This window comes from Micromonospora sp. NPDC049203 (assembly GCF_043197215.1).
Classification (GTDB): Bacteria; Actinomycetota; Actinomycetes; order Mycobacteriales; family Micromonosporaceae; genus Micromonospora.
The window spans coordinates 318147-333805 of sequence record NZ_JBICSV010000005.1; the positions used below are offsets into that span (position 1 = coordinate 318147).

Sequence of the window (15659 nt, forward strand, 5' to 3'; positions counted from 1 at the left end):
CCGCCACCGATTCCAGCCTCACGATGGCACCGACCACAGCCCGTCAGGGCCACCGCAGCCGAACCGGACACCCGACCCGATACGGACCGACCTTCGCTGTTAGCCCGACAGGCCCGCGCGGACCTCGCAGACCTCGCCGAACGGGCGCTCGTAGACACGAACGGCAGGACCTGCTCCCAACAAGCGAGATCCGCAGGCCACATGACAGGAACTGACGAGATCTTGGTACGAAAGGGCCCCTATGGGGCCGTTTCCTACCAAGATCTGCGGGCTGGCTCCGGAGCGAGGCGGTCACGCGGTCGCGGTCCGCCGGAATGGGCGGCGGGTGGAGTGCATCCCGGGTGGGGCGGGACAGGGGCGGTGGCCGAGAGTGGAGCGGTGCGATATCTGCGCAGCGACGGCCGCGTCGCCATCCGCCGTCCCCGCCCCGCCGACGAGGCGGAGTTCGTCGCCGCCGCCCGGCGCAGCCGCGACCTGCACCATCCGTGGCTGTCAGCGCCGGACGACGCGCAGATGTACGCGGCGTACCTGCGTAAGATCCGGCGGCGGGACAGCTCCGGGTTCCTGTTCTGCGACCGGGAGAGCGGCGAGATCGCCGGGTACGCGAACATCAGCGGCATCGTGCTGGGCGCGCTGCGCGGCGGCTACCTCGGGTACGCGGCGTTCCGCCCGTACGCCGGGACCGGGCACGCCTCGGCCGGGGTGCGGCTGGTGATCGGGTACGCGTTCGGGCCGCTGGGGCTGCACCGGCTGGAGGCGAACATCCAGCCCGGCAACGAGCCGTCGAAGCGGCTGGCGCGACGGCTCGGCTTCCGGCTGGAGGGGTTCTCCCCGGACTATCTGTTCATCGACGGCGCGTGGCGCGACCACGAACGCTGGGCGATCACCGCCCCGGACCGGGCGGACCCGGCGCCGGGACGGTGACCGAGCGGCCTCAGCTACCGGGCTTCGGGAAGGCGACCGGGCTGCGGTGCCCGGCCCGGTCGACCGCGCGTACGCCGAAGAACACGTTGTCCTTGGACAGGTCGATGGTCACCTCGGTGACGTCGCCGACCGGCAGCACCTTCTGCCGTCGGCGCCGGGTGCGTCGCTGACCGCGTCCATCACGTCGGTGGCACGGGAGTCGTAGTGGCCGGTGATGACGTACACCCGCTCTGGTGTGACGTCGCCGCGCAGGGTCGCCACCACGTTGGTGATGGTGGTCGGCTCGGGAATGCGGGAGGCGGGCTGCTGCACGTACGACTGGAGTTCGACAGTCATCCGGCCGCCGGACGCGGCCGCGTACCCGGACAGTTGGGCGTGGATCCAGTCGCGGGCGGCGCCGATGCCGCGTACCGGATCGGTCTGGCTGGACAGGGTGTGGCGGGTGCCGAACGCGGCGAGCCGGCGCACGACGGCCTCGATCCGGCGGCTGTCGATCTCGCGCAGCAGCGCGGTCAGCTCGCGGCCGGGGCGTTGCGGCCGGGCGGGGCGGCCCGGACCCGGGGGAGCGCCGGTCGCGGCGGCGGCCGGGGCGGCGGTGAGCGGGGTCGCGACGGCGGCGGCGGTGGCCGCCGCTGAGGCGGTGAGGAAGGTACGCCGGCTGGGCCTTGTGGGCCGGCCCTCGGCGGTCTCGTGGTTTCCCATCCCGGCATCCTCGCGCCGCTCGCGTGGAATGTCCATATAGCTGCCGATGGATGGATCATGGGCACGTTTGTCGCAGGTCTGCCCGGGAACCGCAGAAGGCATGACGAAACCACGTGTGGTGATCGTGGGGGCCGGGTTCGCCGGGTACCACGCGGCCAAGACGTTGCGCCGGCTGGCCCGCGACCGGGCCGAGATCGTCCTGCTGAACACGACCGACTACTTCCTCTACCTGCCGCTGCTGCCGGAGGTGGCGGCCGGCGTGGTGGAGCCGACCCGGATCGCCGTGCCGCTGGCCGGCACGCTCGACGGCGTTCGCGTGGTGGTCGGCGAGGCGGACCGGGTCGACCTGCAGAACCGGTGGGTCGGCTACCGCTCGGTCGAGGGCGAGCACGGGCAGCTCGCGTACGACCGTCTCGTGCTCAGCGTCGGCAGCGTCAACAAGCTGCTGCCCATCCCCGGCGTGACCGAGTACGCCCACGGCTTCCGTGGCCTGCCCGAGGCGCTGTTCCTGCACGACCACGTGGTCCGGCAGATCGAGCTGGCCGAGCTGACCGAGGACCCGGCCGAGCAGCGGGCCCGTGCCACGTTCGTGGTGGTCGGCGCCGGCTACACCGGTACGGAGGTGGCCGCGCACGGGCAGCTGTTCACCGACCGCCTGATGGCCCAGCGCCCGCACCTGAAGGTCCGGCCGCGCTGGATGCTGCTGGACGTGGCGCCCCGGGTGCTGCCCGAACTGGACCGGCGGATGTCCGTCACCGCCGACCGGGTGCTGCGCAAACGCGGTGTTGACGTGCGGATGGGCACCTCCGTCGCCGAGGCCACCCCGGACGGCGTGATGCTCACCGACGGCGAGTACGTCCCGACGTGCAGCCTCATCTGGTGCGTCGGCGTACGCCCCGACCCGTTCGTGGCCGAGCTGGGCCTGCGCACCGAGAAGGGCCGGCTGGTGGTCGACGAGTTCCTCAACGTCCCCGGCTACCCGGATGTGTTCGCCTGCGGCGACGCCGCCGCCGTGCCCGACCCGACCCGCCCCGGGCAGGTGTGCGCGATGACCGCGCAGCACGCCCAGCGGCAGGGCAAGCTGGCCGCGCACAACATCGCCGCCTCGTACGGCCAGGGCGAGCGCAAGTCGTACAAGCACCACGACCTGGGCTGGGTGGTGGACCTCGGCGGCAAGGACGCGGCGGCGAACCCGCTGAAGGTGCCGCTCGCAGGGCTGCCCGCCAAGGCCGTCACCCGGGGCTACCACCTGCTGGCCATGCCGGGCAACCGGCCCCGCGTCGCGGCGGACTGGGCGCTGGACGCGACGCTGCCCCGCCCCGCCGTGCAACTCGGCCTGGTGCCCGCGAACGCGGTGCCGCTGGAGAGCGAGTCACCGGAACTGGCCCGCCGCCACTGAGCGCCGCCCGTACGCCGGCCGGCTCTCACCCGCCGGCCGGCGGCCGTTCGGGTGTTCTGGCGCTACCGGCCGGACCTGTGTCGGGCGGCTCGGCCGGATCGCCGTCGGCGGGCTGCGGCAGGGCCTGCCGCCCGGCCGGGACGAACTCACGCAGCAGCACCTGGACGATGCCCGCCGCCGGGATCGCCAGCAGCGCGCCCACCAGGCCGGCCAGCTCGACCGACAGCAGGACGCTCACCAGCACCGTCAACGGGTTCAGCCGGACCGCGCGGGCCATGATGACCGGTTGCAGCAGATGGTTCTCCACCTGCTGGTAGACCACGAAGAAGACAAGCACCACGAGGCCGGCGGTGGGGGAGTGCAGGAACCCCGCGCCGGCCGCGACGGTCGCCCCGAGCGTGGCGCCGACCAGCGGGATCAGGTCGAACACGGCCACCGCCAGCGCGATCACCGCGGCGAACGGCACACCGAGCAGGAACAGCACGAGGAACGTCAGGCCGCCGCAGATCACGCTGATCAGCAGGTTGCCGCTCAGGTAGCCGGTGACGATCCGGGACGAGTCACGCCCGATGCGCCGCAGCCGCGCCGCTGTGCCGTCGCCTGTCAAGCGCAGTGTGGCGGCCACGATCCGCGGCGCCTCCAGGACCATCAGGTATGCCAGCACCACCACGGTGACCAGGGCGGCGACTGCCTGCACCACGCTGCGGACCACCCCCACCGTGGGGTCGCCGAGCCGGGCGCCGTACCGGCGCAGCCGGCCGGGTTCGGCGTACCGGAGCAGGTGGAAGCGGTCCAGCAGCCGCCCGACCGGCCCCTGCCCGGCCTGCGCCTCGCGCACCAGGTCCGGCACCCGGTCGGCGAAGCGGCCCACCTCGTCCACCAGCGGCACCACGATCAGCGCGCCGAGGGCGGCGAACAGCGCGAACGCGGCCAGGAAGACGAGCAGGGTCGCCAGCGCCCGGCGGCGTACCCGGCGTTCGAGACGGTCCACGAGCGGTTTGAGGGCGACCGCGAAGAACACCGCCACCAGCCCCCACACCAGCACCCGGCGGGTGGCCCAGACCAGCGCCAACGCGACCACCGTCGCGAGGACGAGACCGATCACGATCAGCGTCCGGCGCGCGGTGGACCGGTCGTCGGCGGCGCTCATCCGGCGCGGCTACCCGCCGCACCCCAGGGGAAACCGGCTCAGCCCAGGTCGGCGTCGGTGACCGGGTGGGCGCCGGCGGCGAACGCGTCGAGCGTCGCGGCGTGCAGCACGGTCCCGGGCACCGGGTCGGCGGCGACGCGGTTGGCGAGCCGGCGTACCGGGAGACGGTCCGGCGCGGGCGAGGCGGCGAGCACCACGTTGCCGTACCGCCGGCCGCGCAGCATCCGCCGGTCGGCGATGAGGCAGACGTCGGCGAACACCGCGCGCAGCGTGGCCACCTGCGCCCGGGTGTGCGCCAGCGGCGGCAGGTCGGTGAGGTTGATCAGGTAGAGGCCGTCCGGGCGCAGCACCCGGGCCACCTGCGCCGCGAACTCGACCGCCGCCACCTGAGGCGGCATCCGGGCCGCCCGGTAGACGTCGGCCACCACCACGTCGTACGTCCCGGACGGTGCCTCGGCGACCGCCTCCCGCGCGTCGCCGAGCGCCACCACCACCGCGGGCGGCAGGGGCGGCAGCTTACGCCGGACCAGCTCGACCACGCCCGGATCGCGCTCGATCACCCGCTGCGCCGAACCGGGCCGGGTGCTCGCCATCCAGCGCGGCAGCGTGAGCGCGCCGCCGCCGAGGTGCAGCGCGCACAGCGCCGCGCCACGCGGGGCGGCCACGTCGATCGCGGCGGCGATCCGCCGCACGTACTCGAAGTGCAGGTACCGGGCGTCGGCCACGTCGACGTACGACTGCTCGACCCCGTCGGCCAGCAGCGTGCGCCCGGACGGACGGGCCGGGTCCACCACGATCTCCAGGGTCTCGGTGTCGTCGTGATCCACGGCGGGACACGGTACCGCGCGGTCACGGGCGGCCCCGGCCCGCGTGGGACCGGGGCCGTTCCGCCGCCGGCTCAGCCGGCCGCCATCCCGGCGCCGGCCTCGTCGATCGCCGCGTCCACCCGGTGCGCGAGGTCCACGTCCGCCGCGGTCACGCCGTCGACCTGCTGGGTCCGGACGGTCAGCACGGCGTTGTCCGGGTCCGGCCGCCCGATCTGCGGCGACCGTCCGACGTCGGACTTGAGCCGGTCCAGCCGGTCGAGGACCCGGTCCAGGTTGCCGCCGGGCAGCTCGATCGTGCGCACCAGCGACCGCCTGTCGCTGGACCAGTAGGGCAGCGTGGCGAGCGCGTCACGCAGCTCCGCCTCGGTCAGCGGCGCGGTGGCCGAGGACGCGCCCACCAGGCCGCCGCCGAAGTCGGTCGGCCCGAGCAGGTCGCGCAACCCGTCGGGTACGCGCAGCGACTCGACCAGTTCCGCGTCGGCCTCGGCGAGCGCGGCGAGCGTCGCCTCGGCCTGGTAGCGCGCCTGCTCCGGGGTGAGGCGGCTGTACCGGCCGACCTCGGCCAGGAAGCCGGGCAGGTCGCGGCGGCGTTCCATGCCGTGCACCGGCACCACGTCGTGCAGGGTCAGCGGCACCGCCTCCAGCAGCCGCTCCCGTTCCGCCTCGTCCAGCGCCCGCGCCAGGGCCAGCACGGTGGCCTCCGCCGCTACCTTGGCTTCGCGGAAGTCCACCCCGGCGCGCCGGCTCACGTCGTCGACGAGATCCCGGTAGCCCATCGAGACTCCGGGTGACGGCACCGGGTCCGGCAGCGGGCGCGGACGCTCCGCGACGGCGACCGGCGGCGGCGCGGGACCACCCCGGGTGCTGTCCGGCTTGTGCCGTCCGGCCGGCGGCGGGCCGGACCGGTCGTGCTGGTCCAGCGAGGTGACCTGCTTGGACGCGCTCAGGCTGGCGCCGGTCTGGCTCGGCCGCCGCCCTCGCTCGCGGGCCTCGCGGGCCAGGGTCCGGCGGCGCTGGTTGTCGCCCTCCATCTGCTTGCGCATCGTCGCACCTCGTTCCTGGGTCGGTTGCGCTTGCGCCGATCGCGTTCCCGGCGCTGGCGGGAAGGTAACGGCGGACCGCCCGGCGGACGCTTCACTCGCTGCGGGTGAGGAGTGCTCACCCTGGCGGGCGGCAGGCTCGGACGGACCGGACAACTTCCGACGCACGCGGAAGGGCAGGTCGACATGAAACGGATCGTGGAGATCGTCCCCGCCCGTCCCGGCTGGTACGCCCGCTGGCGGATCGGCCCGGACGCCACCCGCTCGTACCCGGTGACCCTGTGGGCGCTGCTGGAGCAGCACGACGGCAGCGGACGCGAGGTCGTCGGCGTCGACTGTGTCGGGCAGTGGCCCGGAGCGGACGACGACGACATGAGCGGGGACTTCGTCCGTTATCTGTTCCAGACGCCCGATTCCGGTGCTCCGGAGGACGTCGAGGCGCCGGTCACGCCGCACCGGCAGGCCGCGCCCGCCGCCTGAGCCTTCCTCCCGGCCCCCGGCCCCTGGTCCCAGGGTCGGGGGCCACCCCTGTCCACCGGCTGGTCAGCCCGCTTCGCGGGGGTCAGCCGACCTCGCGGGCGCCGCGGGTCAGGTCGCGCGGCGGGGCGGCCAGCAACTCGGCCAGGCCGGTGCGGTCCAGCAGGTGCTTGATCTGCGGGTTCAGGTGCAGCAGGCGGATCGCCCCGGTGCCGGCGCGGTGGATCACCACGAGCGCGCTCAGGCCGGAGGAGTCGCAGAGGTCCACCCCGGCGAAGTCGAGTTCCAACTCCTGGTGACCCTCGCGGCGCAGGTGGGCCACGGCGTCGACGAGCTCGGGCGCGGTGTCGAAGTCCAGTTCCCCGGCCAGCCGCACCCGGGCGGAACCGGCGCCGAGCCGGTCCACCTCGATGGTCAACATCTGGGAGGGCACATGTCCATGTTCCCAGCCGGGCCCGGCCGGGAAACCCCCGGGGTCACGCGGACGCGGTCGATCCCGGCGCGGGACGGCCGGGCGCGTCGTCGACCGGCGAACGCTCGAGCAGGCCGGTGACGCCGGTCAGGTCGAGGATGGTCTCCAGGAAGCGCGGGACCGCACGCAGCTCGATGGCGGTGCCCGCCTGCTGGCCCTCCCGCCAGGCGTGCACGATCACGGACAGGCCGGTGCTGTCCATGAACTGCAGGTCGCCGAAGTCGAACACCAGCGTCGCGGGGCACCCGGCGAGCAGCCGGTCGATCTCGGCGCGCAGCGGGGCCGCCGTGGCGTACGCCAGGTCGCCGCCGACGACGACGACCGGGACGGCCGGGTCGGAGCGGTCCACGGAGACGCTCAGCGGGCTCGCCTCGGGCCTTCTCCGTTGAGGAACCACGTCACGCCTTTCCGCGGGCTGCCGGCCGGGCCGGGATTGACAGGATCGTAACAACAGCGGCCTCACCTCGCTGGACGCGCGAGCCGGCCGGCAGCGCCGCGGGGTGGCGGTCCCGGCACACCGGCGTAGGGTGGTCGGTGAGACGTGACCACAGGCGCCAGGTCCGGCGCCCCCGGGTGTCGACGAGGAGAGTGGGGCTCAGCTGGTGACTGCTGCCGACGTCAGGGGTGCCGACCCGGGCGACGGACGGATCTCCACGCCGAGCGCCGCACGGGCCCCGGCGTGGTCCTCCGCCGCGCCGGTGCCGTCCGCCCTGCCGCCGCTGGCAGCCGACCGCGACCTCACCGTGCCGAACTGGTCCGAGGTGGTCGAGCACTTCCGCGAGGGCCTTGTCGTGTGCGACGCCGACGGCGTCGTCCAGCACGTGAGCCCGGTCGCGGAGCGGCTGATCCCCGAGGTGACCCCCGGCGAGCTGCTGGCCGCAGCCGGGCCGGCCCCGCTGCGCGGCGACAGCCCGGCCGAGTTCACCCACCACGGGCGCCGGCTGCGCGTACGGCCGGTCGCGCTGTCCCACCGCCGCCGCTGCTGGTACGTCGACGACGTCACCGAGATCGTCAGCCGGGCCGACGCGCTGCTCGCCGAGCGGGCCCGATCCGCCTTCCTCGCCGTGGTCGGCGAGAAGCTCGGCAATCCGCTGCACCCGGATCGCGCCGCCGCCGCCGTGGTGCGCCTGGCGGTGCCCACCGCTGCCGACGTGGCGGTCCTCGTGCTCGCCCCGCGCTCCGGCCGGGCACGCTGGTGGCGGGCGGTACGCGCGGACGACCGGGCGCCGGTCGTGGACAGCGGGATGCTGGCCGCCCCGGCGCTTCCCGCGGCCATCGAGGCGGGCCTGGCCGGCACCGAGCCGCACGAGCTGGACTGGCTGGTCGAGCAGGCCGCCGAGGCGGGCTGGCTGCCCGGCCTGGACGCCTCCGGCGCCACCGCGCGGGTGGTGCCGCTGCCCGGCCGGGAGGCGCCGGCCGGTGCGCTGCTGGTGGTCCGGCGTGCCGACCGCTGGTACGACGAGGCCGACGTGGACCTGGTCCGCGCGTTCGCGGCCCGGGCCGGCGCGGCGCTGACCACCGCCATGCTCTACCGCGACCAGGCCGAGGTCGCCGACACGTTGCAGGCCAGCCTGCTGCCGGTCGAGCCGGCCGCCGCGACCGGCGTGCAGTGGGGCACCGCGTACCGGCCGGCGCAGGCGGGTCTGCGCATCGGCGGCGACTTCTACGGCTCGCACCGGCTCGCCGACGGCGGCTCGGTCTTCTTCCTCGGCGACGTGTCCGGCAAGGGCGTGGAGGCGGCCGTGTTCACCGGCCAGCTGCGTCAGTGCCTGCAGGCGCTGCACCGGGTCGAGACCCAGCCGGGGCGGCTGCTGAAGCTGCTCAACGACGCGCTGCTGGAGACCACGCAGGCGCACGGGCAGGGCCGGTTCGCCACCATGGTGCTCGGCGTGGCCCGGCCGCAACGCGACGGCGGCCTGACGCTCACCCTGGCCGGCGGCGGGCACCTGCCGCCGCTGGTGCTGCGGGAGTCCGGCGACGTCGAGGTGGTGCCGCTGCGCGGCATGCTGATCGGCGTGGTGCCCGATCCCCGCATCGGCGAGGTGACGGTGCACCTGGCGCCGGGGGAGACCTGCCTGTTCTACAGCGACGGGGTGACCGAGGCGCGCGGCGGCCGGCGCGGTGACGAGCAGTTCGGCGCCGAGCGGCTGCTCAACGCCGTGACCGGTTGCCACCGGATGCCCGCGCCGGCGCTCGCCGAGCGGATCGAGCAGGTGACCTGCGACTGGCTCGCGCACGGCGACCACGACGACATCGCGGTGCTGGCGCTGCGGGCCACCGGTCCGGCCGGTCGCGCGCCGCGACACCTGCACGCTGTGCCGGATCCGGCCGGGACCGAACGACCGAGGGAGTTGTCCGCGTGACAGTGCCGACCGTGGAGGCCGACCCGGGTCACGCCTTCGCCAGCTACCTGGAGTGCCTGGCCGACGCCGACGAGGCCGCCGCCGTGGCGGTGGCGCGTGGGCTGCTGGAGGCGGGCGTGCCGGCCGAGCGGGTGCTGCTGGACCTGGTCGCCCCGGCCCAGGCCGAGGTGGGTGAACGCTGGGCCCGCAACGAGTGGAGCGTCGCCCAGGAGCACGCCGCGACCCACATCAGCGAGCGGGTGGTGGCCGCGGTGGCCGCGTACGCCGATCCGCGCCCGACCCGGGGGCGGATCGTGATGGCCTGCATGGACGGGGAGTGGCACGCGTTGCCGGCCCGGCTGGTGGCCGAGGTGCTGCGGCTGCGCGGCTGGCAGGTGATCTTCCTGGGCGCCAGCGTCCCGGCCGCGCACCTGGTGTCCTACCTGCACCGCTACGACGCGGAGGCGGTCGCGCTGGCCTGCGCCCTGCCGATGCGGCTGCCGCACGCCCACCGGATGGTGGAGGCGTGCCGCCGCTCCGACGTGCCGGTGGTGGTCGGTGGCCGGGGCTTCGGCGACGACGGCCGCTGGGCGCGCGTGCTCGGTGTGCCCTGGGCGCCCGACGCGCCGGCCGCGGCGGATCTGGTGGCCGACGAGCGGGCGCTGCGCGAGACACCGCCCGCGCGGCTGGACCACCTGGCCGACGACGAGTACGCCAGCCTGGTCAAGCGGCGCGGCGAGCTGATCGACAGCGCCCTGGCCGATCTGCGGGAGCGGGTGCCGTCGACCGCCGACTACACCCCCGCGCAGCTCGACTCCACGATCAGCGACCTCGGCTACATCGTGGACTTCCTGGCCGCGGCGCTCTACGTGGACGACGCGACGCTGTTCACCGGCTTCGTCGAGTGGCTGGTGGAGATCCTGGTCAGCCGCGGGGTGCCGGCCGGCGCGGTGGGGTTGACGCTGGAGCACTATGGACACCAGCTTCGCGACTTCCCGCGCGCGGCCGCCTTCCTCGACCGGGGCCGGGCCCTGGTGGGCGGGTTGTCGGCGGCGGGCCGCTGACGGGCCCGCGGCTGGCCGTCGCATATACTTGCACCACTGCAAGGGTTCGCCTGCGGTGGGAGCGAGAGGGGCCACTGTGACGTTCACCGTCACGTACGCCCAGCGGGACGGGGGCGGCGCCCGCCTCCTGCTGGCCGGCGAACTCGATCTCAGCACGGCCGGCGAGCTGAACTCGACGATCGACCGGCTGGTCGCCGAGGGGCGGCGCGAGCTGCTGCTCGATCTCACCGGCCTGACGTTCTGCGACTCCACCGGCATCGCGGCGTTCGTCCGCGGGGACAACCTCGTCGCCGCCGACGGCGGCTGGCTGCGGCTCACCGGGGCGACCGGCCGGGTCGCCCGGGTGCTCCAGGTGACCGGGCTGGCCGAGGTGCTCCACCACGACCGCGACACGGTCGACCCGACCGCGTCGGCCGCCTCCTGATCCGGTACATTTCCCCGCCAGCAGCCGGCCGTGTGCCGGGCGCCCTCCTCACCACGAAGCAGGTAACCCGATGGGTCAGACCAGCCCCAGCCCCGTTCGCATCCTCGTGGTGGACGACGACCCGGGTGACGTCCTGATGATCGAGGAGGCGCTCGCCGACTCGGACGTCGACAAGGTCATCGACGTGGTCGCCGACGGCCAGGAGGCGATGGAGTTCCTCCGCCGCGAGGGCCGGCACGCCGAGGCGCAGCGCCCGGACGTGATCCTGCTCGACCTGAACATGCCCCGGATGGACGGGCGGCAGGTGCTCGGCGAGGTCAAGGGTGACGAGAGCCTGCGGACCATCCCGATCGTCGTGCTGACCACCTCCAACGCCGACACCGACGTGGTCAGCAGCTACACGTTGCAGGCGAACGCGTACGTGACGAAGCCGATCGACCTGGACGACTTCAACGACGTGGTGCGCCGGATCGACGAGTTCTTCGGCCGGGTGGTCGTGCTCCCGAAGCACCAGTAGGGGCGCGGAGTCCGGGCCCCCGCATCCTGAACATTTTGCGGGAACGGCCGCGCCGGGCGCGTACCGACCCGCAGGATCGGCAGGTGGGGGACGTACCGGCTGCCTGGGGGGCGACGCATGAGGTTCTCGGTGGTGGAGGCCGGCTACGACCGGCGGCAGGTCGACGCCTGCCTGGACGAGCTGAGCCTGCGGCTGGGTCGGCTGGCGGCGCGAGCGGAGGGCGCCGCCGGGGCCGGCCGGGAGTGGGACCAGATCCGGTCGGACGCCCTGCACCTGTGCGACTTCCTGCACCGTCGTACCGCCCCGGTCGAGGAGGGCGCGTCGCGCCCCTCGCCGGCCGAACGGGAGGCCGCCGAGCTGCTGGCGGCGGCCCGCGCCGAGTTGGAGGCCGCCCGCGAGGAGGCCCGCCGGTTGCGGGAGGAGGCGTACGCCGAGGCGGTGCGCGCGCGCCGCGAGTTCGAGGCGGCCCTGCTGGCCCGCCGCCGCCGGGAGTCCCGGATCGACGAGATCCTGGCCGGTGCGCGGGGCGAGCGGGTGCCGGTGGACACCCCGGCCGCCGCGGCGAGCGTGCGGCCCGCCGGCACCGGGCGCAGCGCCGCCTGACCCGGGTCAGACCAGCGCCGCCACCACCGTCGAGGCGCGCTTCTCGTGCCGGGCGTACGCGTCCGGGTAGGCGGACACCTGCACCGCCTGGGCGGCGGCGGTGACGCTCATGTCCTCCCAGCCCGGCACCTCGCGAAGCGCGGCGTAGAAGGCGCGGGCGGCGTACGCCGGTCGCATGAGCTGGGCGACGGTGCCCCAGCCGCTGCTGGGCCGCTGCTGGAACAGCCCGACCGAGTCGTGGTCGGAGCCGCTGCCCTGGTGCGGGTGGTCGAAGGACTGCGGCAGCGCGTCGCTGGCCAGGTTGTAGAGGTCGCTCTCCTGCATGGCGGTGGCCACCGCCACGACCATGGCCCGGCGGGGCATCCTCATGTCCCGTCCCACGTCGACGATGGCCTTGGCGTTGTCCATCTGCCGCTGGTCCAGGCCGGCGACCGGGCGGGGGCGCTGCGCGCGTACCGGCTTCTGCGGCGGCTTCTTCGTCGCCGGGGCCGTGCTGGGTGTGGGAGCCGGCGGCGGCAGGGCCGCGGCGGCCGGTGGCGCGACCCGGGTGAAGTCGCGGGAGGCCCGCTGCTCGGCGGCGGCCCGGTCGGCGACCGCCTCGCGTACCTCCAGGTGCGCCGGGCCGCTCTCGCCGACGCCCGCCACGCCGATCAGGCCGAGGCAGCAGGTGACGCCGGTGGCCACCGCGACCCGGCCGGACACGGTCCGGGACGGGCCGCGCCGGGGCGGTTCCGGGGCACGGTGACGTCCCACCCGCCGTTCGGCTGATGCCGGGTCAATCGTTCGGCGAACCGGGCGGTTGGCGGGCAGCGGCTGATGATCGGACTCGTCGGGATGCACCCGCCGAGGCTAGAAAGCCTGCGGGCCGTTGCCATCGGGGTGATTGGTGGCATGCGCCACAATCCGCCGCATTGGCGGGCGACATTAGGTACTGCCGATCATGAGAAGCGCTAATGGTGCGTACCCGAAAGAATGCCTATGTCGGTTTCGGCAGTGCGAAACGGGCGTTCGGCGGCGCCGGTGGCGACTGACGCGCACCTCCACCGTTCGGCCGACGGTGCCGTGGTCGGCCGGCCCGCGCCCGCCGGCGGTCCGCCGACCCGCCGGATCGACCCCCGGCGATCCGGCGGCGCCCGCACCGGAGCCTCGTGGATCATGGCACGCCGCCGCGCGGCGTCCCGGGCGCTCGCTACGATTCCGACGGTGACGCAGCGAATGGCCGACGAGCGCCCGCCCGGCCCCCGCAGCCGGCGCGGCGCCCTCGTCATCGCCTGCGCCGTGCTGCTCGCGCTGCTGCTGGCCGGGCACCGGGCGGTGCCGAACGTACACGGCCTGGGCAGCCTGGTGGACAGCGTCACCCCGCTGCTCGGCGTCGCCGTACCGCTGCTCGCGCTCGTGGCGCTGCTGCGCCGCTCCCGGGCGGCGTTGCTGGCGGTGCTGCTGCCGGCCCTGGTGTGGGCGGCGCTCTACGGGCGCGCGTGGCTGCCCCCGGCGGCCGCCGCGGACGGCGTCACGGTCCGGGTGGCCAGCCAGAACCTGCGTGCGGGCAACCCCGACCCGGCCGCCACGCTGGGCGCGCTCACCGGCGACGCCCCGGACCTGATCGGGCTCCAGGAGGTCGCCGACGGCGACCGGGTGGCGTCGGCGCTGGCCGGGCGCTACCCGCACCGGGCGGTGGTGTCGACTGTCGCGCTGTGGAGCCGGTGGCCGATCCGTGAGGCGCACGGCGTGGACACCGGGCTGGGCTGGGACCGCGCGCTGCGGGCCGTGGTCGCCGGGCCCCGGGGCGACCTGACCGTGTACGTGGTCCACCTCGGGTCCGCGCGGGCCGGGCACACCGCCACCCGGGACCAGACCGTCGCCGCGCTCGCCGACGCGGTGCGCGCCGACCGGTCCGACCGGCTGGTAGTGCTCGGCGACCTGAACACCGCCACCACCGACCGGGTCTTCGACCCGCTGACCCGGCTGCTGCGCGACGCGCAGGCCGAGGCCGGGCAGGGATTCGGCTTCACCTGGCCGGCGGAACTACCTGTCACCCGGCCGGACCACGTCCTCTACCGGGGGCTGACCCCGGCCACCGCCGGGGTGCTGCACACCCCGGCCAGCGACCACCGCGCGGTGACCGCCGGCTTCCGCTGGTGAGCGCTCAGTGCCGGCCGTTCTCCGCCGGGGTCACGGTGAGCCGGTGCCGGCTCGGGTCGCCGCTGGAGAAGGGCCAGAGCCGGTCGGCGTACGCGACCAGGTCGGCCAGCTGTTCGCGGGTCAGTCCCGCCGAGGAGATCTCGGCGTGCACGTCGGCCCGGTAGCGGCCGTCGTCGTCGCGGCCCAGCTTCGCCTCGGCGGTCACCTGCACGGTGTGCGCCTCGTCGGTGATCTCCCCGGCCGCCTCCACCGCCGCGTGGTGCAGGCAGGAGGCGAACGCCGCGGCCAGGAGCTGCTCCGGCGTCAGGCCGGTGCAGTGCGGCGCCAGCGGGGACGCCAGGGCGGAGGAGAGCCCGCCGTCGTCGGTGCGTACGTGACCGCCCGCCGCGGTCGCCGTGGCCGTCTCGGCCAGCCAGGAACTCGGATCCGGCATCGCGTTCCTCCCGTCACTCACCGGCCCGCGTTCCCGGACCCGCGGCGGCGAAACCGTGCCCGGGCCGGCAGTAGGAGCGCTCAGCCCACCCGGCCGCTGGTCGCGGCGTCGACGGCCATCGCCTCGGTGGCCTCGGCGGCGGCCCGGCTGGTCCACGGCGACACCTGCGGGACGCGCTGCCGGGGCAGGATCGCCGTCATCGGCACGTAGACCCGGGCGTCCACGGCCTCGGCCAGCAGCAACGCGGCCATCGGGCTGGTCGGCCGGGCACCCGGGTCGGCGTCGAGGCAGCTCCGGCACAGCTCGGCCACCTCGCCCGGCAGGCCGGGCACGTCGGGCAGCGGGCGGGGCGGCCGGCGGCGGCGCGACCCGAGCAGCTGGGTGGTGCTGCCGGCCTCGTACGGCAGCTCGCCGGTGAGGCAGTAGTACAGCAGCACGCCGAGGGCGTACATGTCCGCGGCCGGGGTGGCCGGCTGCCGGTCGAGCTGCTCCGGAGCCAGGTACGCGGGGGTGCCCACCACGACGCCGTCCGGGGTGTGGTCCGGTGCGCCGGCCGGGGTGGCGATGCCGAAGTCGAGCACCTTCACCCCGCACGGGGTGAGGATCACGTTCGCGGGCTTCACGTCCCGGTGCACGATGCCGTGGGCGTGCGCGGCGGCCAGCGCGGCGCACACCTCGGCGCAGACCCGTACCGCGATGCGCCAGTCCAGCGGCCCGCCACGCAGGTGCGCGGCGAGGGTCTCGCCCTCGGCCAGCTCCATCACGATGTACGGCACCGGCCGCCCGTCCGGCAGCGTCGCGGTGCCGAAGTCGTGCACGCTGGCCACGTTCGGGTGCACCAGCCGCGCCGCCGAACGCGCCTCGGCCCGGATCCGGTCCACCGAGCCGGCGTCGCCGTCCAGCGCGGGCGAGATGAGCTTCACCGCGACGGTACGGTCCAGCACGCGGTCGTGTGCGCGCCACACCTCCGACATGCCACCCAGGCCGGCTCGCTGTTCGAGCTCGTACCGCCCGCCCAGCGTCCTCATCGCCCACTCCTCGCCTCGTCCGGTGTGCCCTCCGGTCCCGCTACCCGGCCCCGGAGCTGTGCAAACCGCCGGGGGCCGCCGCCCCGGCGGGGTAGCTTCGCGGCGGGGGACTCGA

18 protein-coding genes are annotated in these 15659 nt (G+C 75.1%); 9 read left to right on the top strand and 9 right to left on the bottom strand.

Annotated features, from left to right (window positions below):
* Positions 1-378 precede the first annotated feature (378 nt).
* A complete protein-coding gene (locus ACGFIA_RS16785; RefSeq protein ID WP_357384070.1) occupies positions 379-924 on the top strand; it encodes a GNAT family protein in 546 nt (181 codons plus the stop codon).
* A gap of 108 nt (positions 925-1032) precedes the next feature.
* On the opposite strand, the gene ACGFIA_RS16790 is transcribed toward ACGFIA_RS16785, so the two are convergent.
* Positions 1033-1626, bottom strand: a complete 594-nt coding sequence (locus ACGFIA_RS16790) for a hypothetical protein (RefSeq protein ID WP_357473949.1) — start codon at positions 1624-1626, stop codon at positions 1033-1035.
* Positions 1627-1726: 100 nt separating this feature from the next.
* Between ACGFIA_RS16790 and ACGFIA_RS16795 the strand changes: the two genes are divergently transcribed.
* The gene (locus ACGFIA_RS16795; protein WP_357384074.1) at positions 1727-3025 is read left to right on the top strand and encodes an NAD(P)/FAD-dependent oxidoreductase; all 1299 of its coding nucleotides are present in this window, start codon (positions 1727-1729) and stop codon (positions 3023-3025) included.
* A gap of 25 nt (positions 3026-3050) precedes the next feature.
* On the opposite strand, the gene ACGFIA_RS16800 is transcribed toward ACGFIA_RS16795, so the two are convergent.
* The 3 genes from ACGFIA_RS16800 to ACGFIA_RS16810 form a co-directional block, all read right to left on the bottom strand.
* A complete protein-coding gene (locus ACGFIA_RS16800) occupies positions 3051-4175 on the bottom strand; it encodes an AI-2E family transporter (protein ID WP_357384076.1) in 1125 nt (374 codons plus the stop codon).
* Positions 4176-4213: 38 nt separating this feature from the next.
* A complete protein-coding gene (locus tag ACGFIA_RS16805) occupies positions 4214-5002 on the bottom strand; it encodes a fused MFS/spermidine synthase (protein ID WP_357384078.1) in 789 nt (262 codons plus the stop codon).
* Positions 5003-5073: 71 nt separating this feature from the next.
* Positions 5074-6045, bottom strand: coding sequence for a DUF2267 domain-containing protein (locus tag ACGFIA_RS16810; protein ID WP_357384080.1), 972 nt, complete (start codon positions 6043-6045; stop codon positions 5074-5076).
* A gap of 183 nt (positions 6046-6228) precedes the next feature.
* Here ACGFIA_RS16810 and ACGFIA_RS16815 point away from each other — a divergent pair, with 183 nt between their 5' ends.
* Positions 6229-6522, top strand: a complete 294-nt coding sequence (locus ACGFIA_RS16815) for a hypothetical protein (protein ID WP_357384082.1) — start codon at positions 6229-6231, stop codon at positions 6520-6522.
* A gap of 82 nt (positions 6523-6604) precedes the next feature.
* On the opposite strand, the gene ACGFIA_RS16820 is transcribed toward ACGFIA_RS16815, so the two are convergent.
* Both ACGFIA_RS16820 and ACGFIA_RS16825 read right to left on the bottom strand, forming a co-directional pair.
* Entirely contained in the window at positions 6605-6952 is a 348-nt protein-coding gene (locus tag ACGFIA_RS16820; RefSeq protein WP_357384084.1) for an STAS domain-containing protein, read from the bottom strand.
* Between the two features lie 43 nt (positions 6953-6995).
* The gene (locus ACGFIA_RS16825; protein WP_357384086.1) at positions 6996-7340 is read right to left on the bottom strand and encodes an STAS domain-containing protein; all 345 of its coding nucleotides are present in this window, start codon (positions 7338-7340) and stop codon (positions 6996-6998) included.
* Positions 7341-7593: 253 nt separating this feature from the next.
* Between ACGFIA_RS16825 and ACGFIA_RS16830 the strand changes: the two genes are divergently transcribed.
* The 5 genes from ACGFIA_RS16830 to ACGFIA_RS16850 all read left to right on the top strand — a co-directional run bounded on the left by ACGFIA_RS16830 (position 7594) and on the right by ACGFIA_RS16850 (position 11941).
* Positions 7594-9354 (top strand): PP2C family protein-serine/threonine phosphatase, encoded by a 1761-nt coding sequence (locus ACGFIA_RS16830; RefSeq protein ID WP_357384088.1) that lies wholly within the window; start codon positions 7594-7596, stop codon positions 9352-9354.
* The gene (locus ACGFIA_RS16835; protein WP_357384090.1) at positions 9351-10397 is read left to right on the top strand and encodes a cobalamin-dependent protein; all 1047 of its coding nucleotides are present in this window, start codon (positions 9351-9353) and stop codon (positions 10395-10397) included. The genes ACGFIA_RS16830 and ACGFIA_RS16835 overlap by 4 nt, the downstream gene beginning before the upstream one ends.
* Before the next feature lie 76 nt (positions 10398-10473).
* Entirely contained in the window at positions 10474-10821 is a 348-nt protein-coding gene (locus tag ACGFIA_RS16840; protein WP_357384092.1) for an STAS domain-containing protein, read from the top strand.
* A gap of 70 nt (positions 10822-10891) precedes the next feature.
* Positions 10892-11338 (top strand): response regulator, encoded by a 447-nt coding sequence (locus ACGFIA_RS16845; protein ID WP_357384094.1) that lies wholly within the window; start codon positions 10892-10894, stop codon positions 11336-11338.
* A 117-nt stretch (positions 11339-11455) separates the two neighbouring features.
* The gene (locus ACGFIA_RS16850; RefSeq protein WP_357473944.1) at positions 11456-11941 is read left to right on the top strand and encodes an ATPase; all 486 of its coding nucleotides are present in this window, start codon (positions 11456-11458) and stop codon (positions 11939-11941) included.
* A gap of 6 nt (positions 11942-11947) precedes the next feature.
* Here ACGFIA_RS16850 and ACGFIA_RS16855 read toward each other — a convergent pair whose 3' ends face one another.
* A complete protein-coding gene (locus ACGFIA_RS16855; protein ID WP_393260732.1) occupies positions 11948-12781 on the bottom strand; it encodes a hypothetical protein in 834 nt (277 codons plus the stop codon).
* Between the two features lie 363 nt (positions 12782-13144).
* On the opposite strand from ACGFIA_RS16855, the gene ACGFIA_RS16860 reads away from it, so the two are divergent.
* Entirely contained in the window at positions 13145-14083 is a 939-nt protein-coding gene (locus tag ACGFIA_RS16860) for an endonuclease/exonuclease/phosphatase family protein (RefSeq protein WP_393260735.1), read from the top strand.
* Between the two features lie 4 nt (positions 14084-14087).
* Here ACGFIA_RS16860 and ACGFIA_RS16865 read toward each other — a convergent pair whose 3' ends face one another.
* Both ACGFIA_RS16865 and ACGFIA_RS16870 read right to left on the bottom strand, forming a co-directional pair.
* Positions 14088-14516, bottom strand: a complete 429-nt coding sequence (locus ACGFIA_RS16865; RefSeq protein WP_174531207.1) for an OsmC family protein — start codon at positions 14514-14516, stop codon at positions 14088-14090.
* An 80-nt stretch (positions 14517-14596) separates the two neighbouring features.
* Positions 14597-15544, bottom strand: a complete 948-nt coding sequence (locus ACGFIA_RS16870) for a serine/threonine-protein kinase (RefSeq protein WP_357478452.1) — start codon at positions 15542-15544, stop codon at positions 14597-14599.
* Positions 15545-15659: the final 115 nt, after the last annotated feature.

What these genes read in the sequence shown, in the direction of transcription:
- ACGFIA_RS16795 (WP_357384074.1), top strand. Translation starts at nt 1,727, where the DNA reads ATGACGAAACCACGTGTGGTGATCGTGGGGGCCGGGTTCGCCGGGTAC.
- ACGFIA_RS16845 (WP_357384094.1), top strand. Translation starts at nt 10,892, where the DNA reads ATGGGTCAGACCAGCCCCAGCCCCGTTCGCATCCTCGTGGTGGACGAC.
- ACGFIA_RS16790 (WP_357473949.1), bottom strand. Translation starts at nt 1,626, where the DNA reads ATGGGAAACCACGAGACCGCCGAGGGCCGGCCCACAAGGCCCAGCCGG.
- ACGFIA_RS16810 (WP_357384080.1), bottom strand. Translation starts at nt 6,045, where the DNA reads ATGCGCAAGCAGATGGAGGGCGACAACCAGCGCCGCCGGACCCTGGCC.
- ACGFIA_RS16870 (WP_357478452.1), bottom strand. Translation starts at nt 15,544, where the DNA reads ATGAGGACGCTGGGCGGGCGGTACGAGCTCGAACAGCGAGCCGGCCTG.
- ACGFIA_RS16865 (WP_174531207.1), bottom strand. Translation starts at nt 14,516, where the DNA reads ATGCCGGATCCGAGTTCCTGGCTGGCCGAGACGGCCACGGCGACCGCG.
- ACGFIA_RS16850 (WP_357473944.1), top strand. Translation starts at nt 11,456, where the DNA reads ATGAGGTTCTCGGTGGTGGAGGCCGGCTACGACCGGCGGCAGGTCGAC.
- ACGFIA_RS16800 (WP_357384076.1), bottom strand. Translation starts at nt 4,175, where the DNA reads ATGAGCGCCGCCGACGACCGGTCCACCGCGCGCCGGACGCTGATCGTG.
- ACGFIA_RS16815 (WP_357384082.1), top strand. Translation starts at nt 6,229, where the DNA reads ATGAAACGGATCGTGGAGATCGTCCCCGCCCGTCCCGGCTGGTACGCC.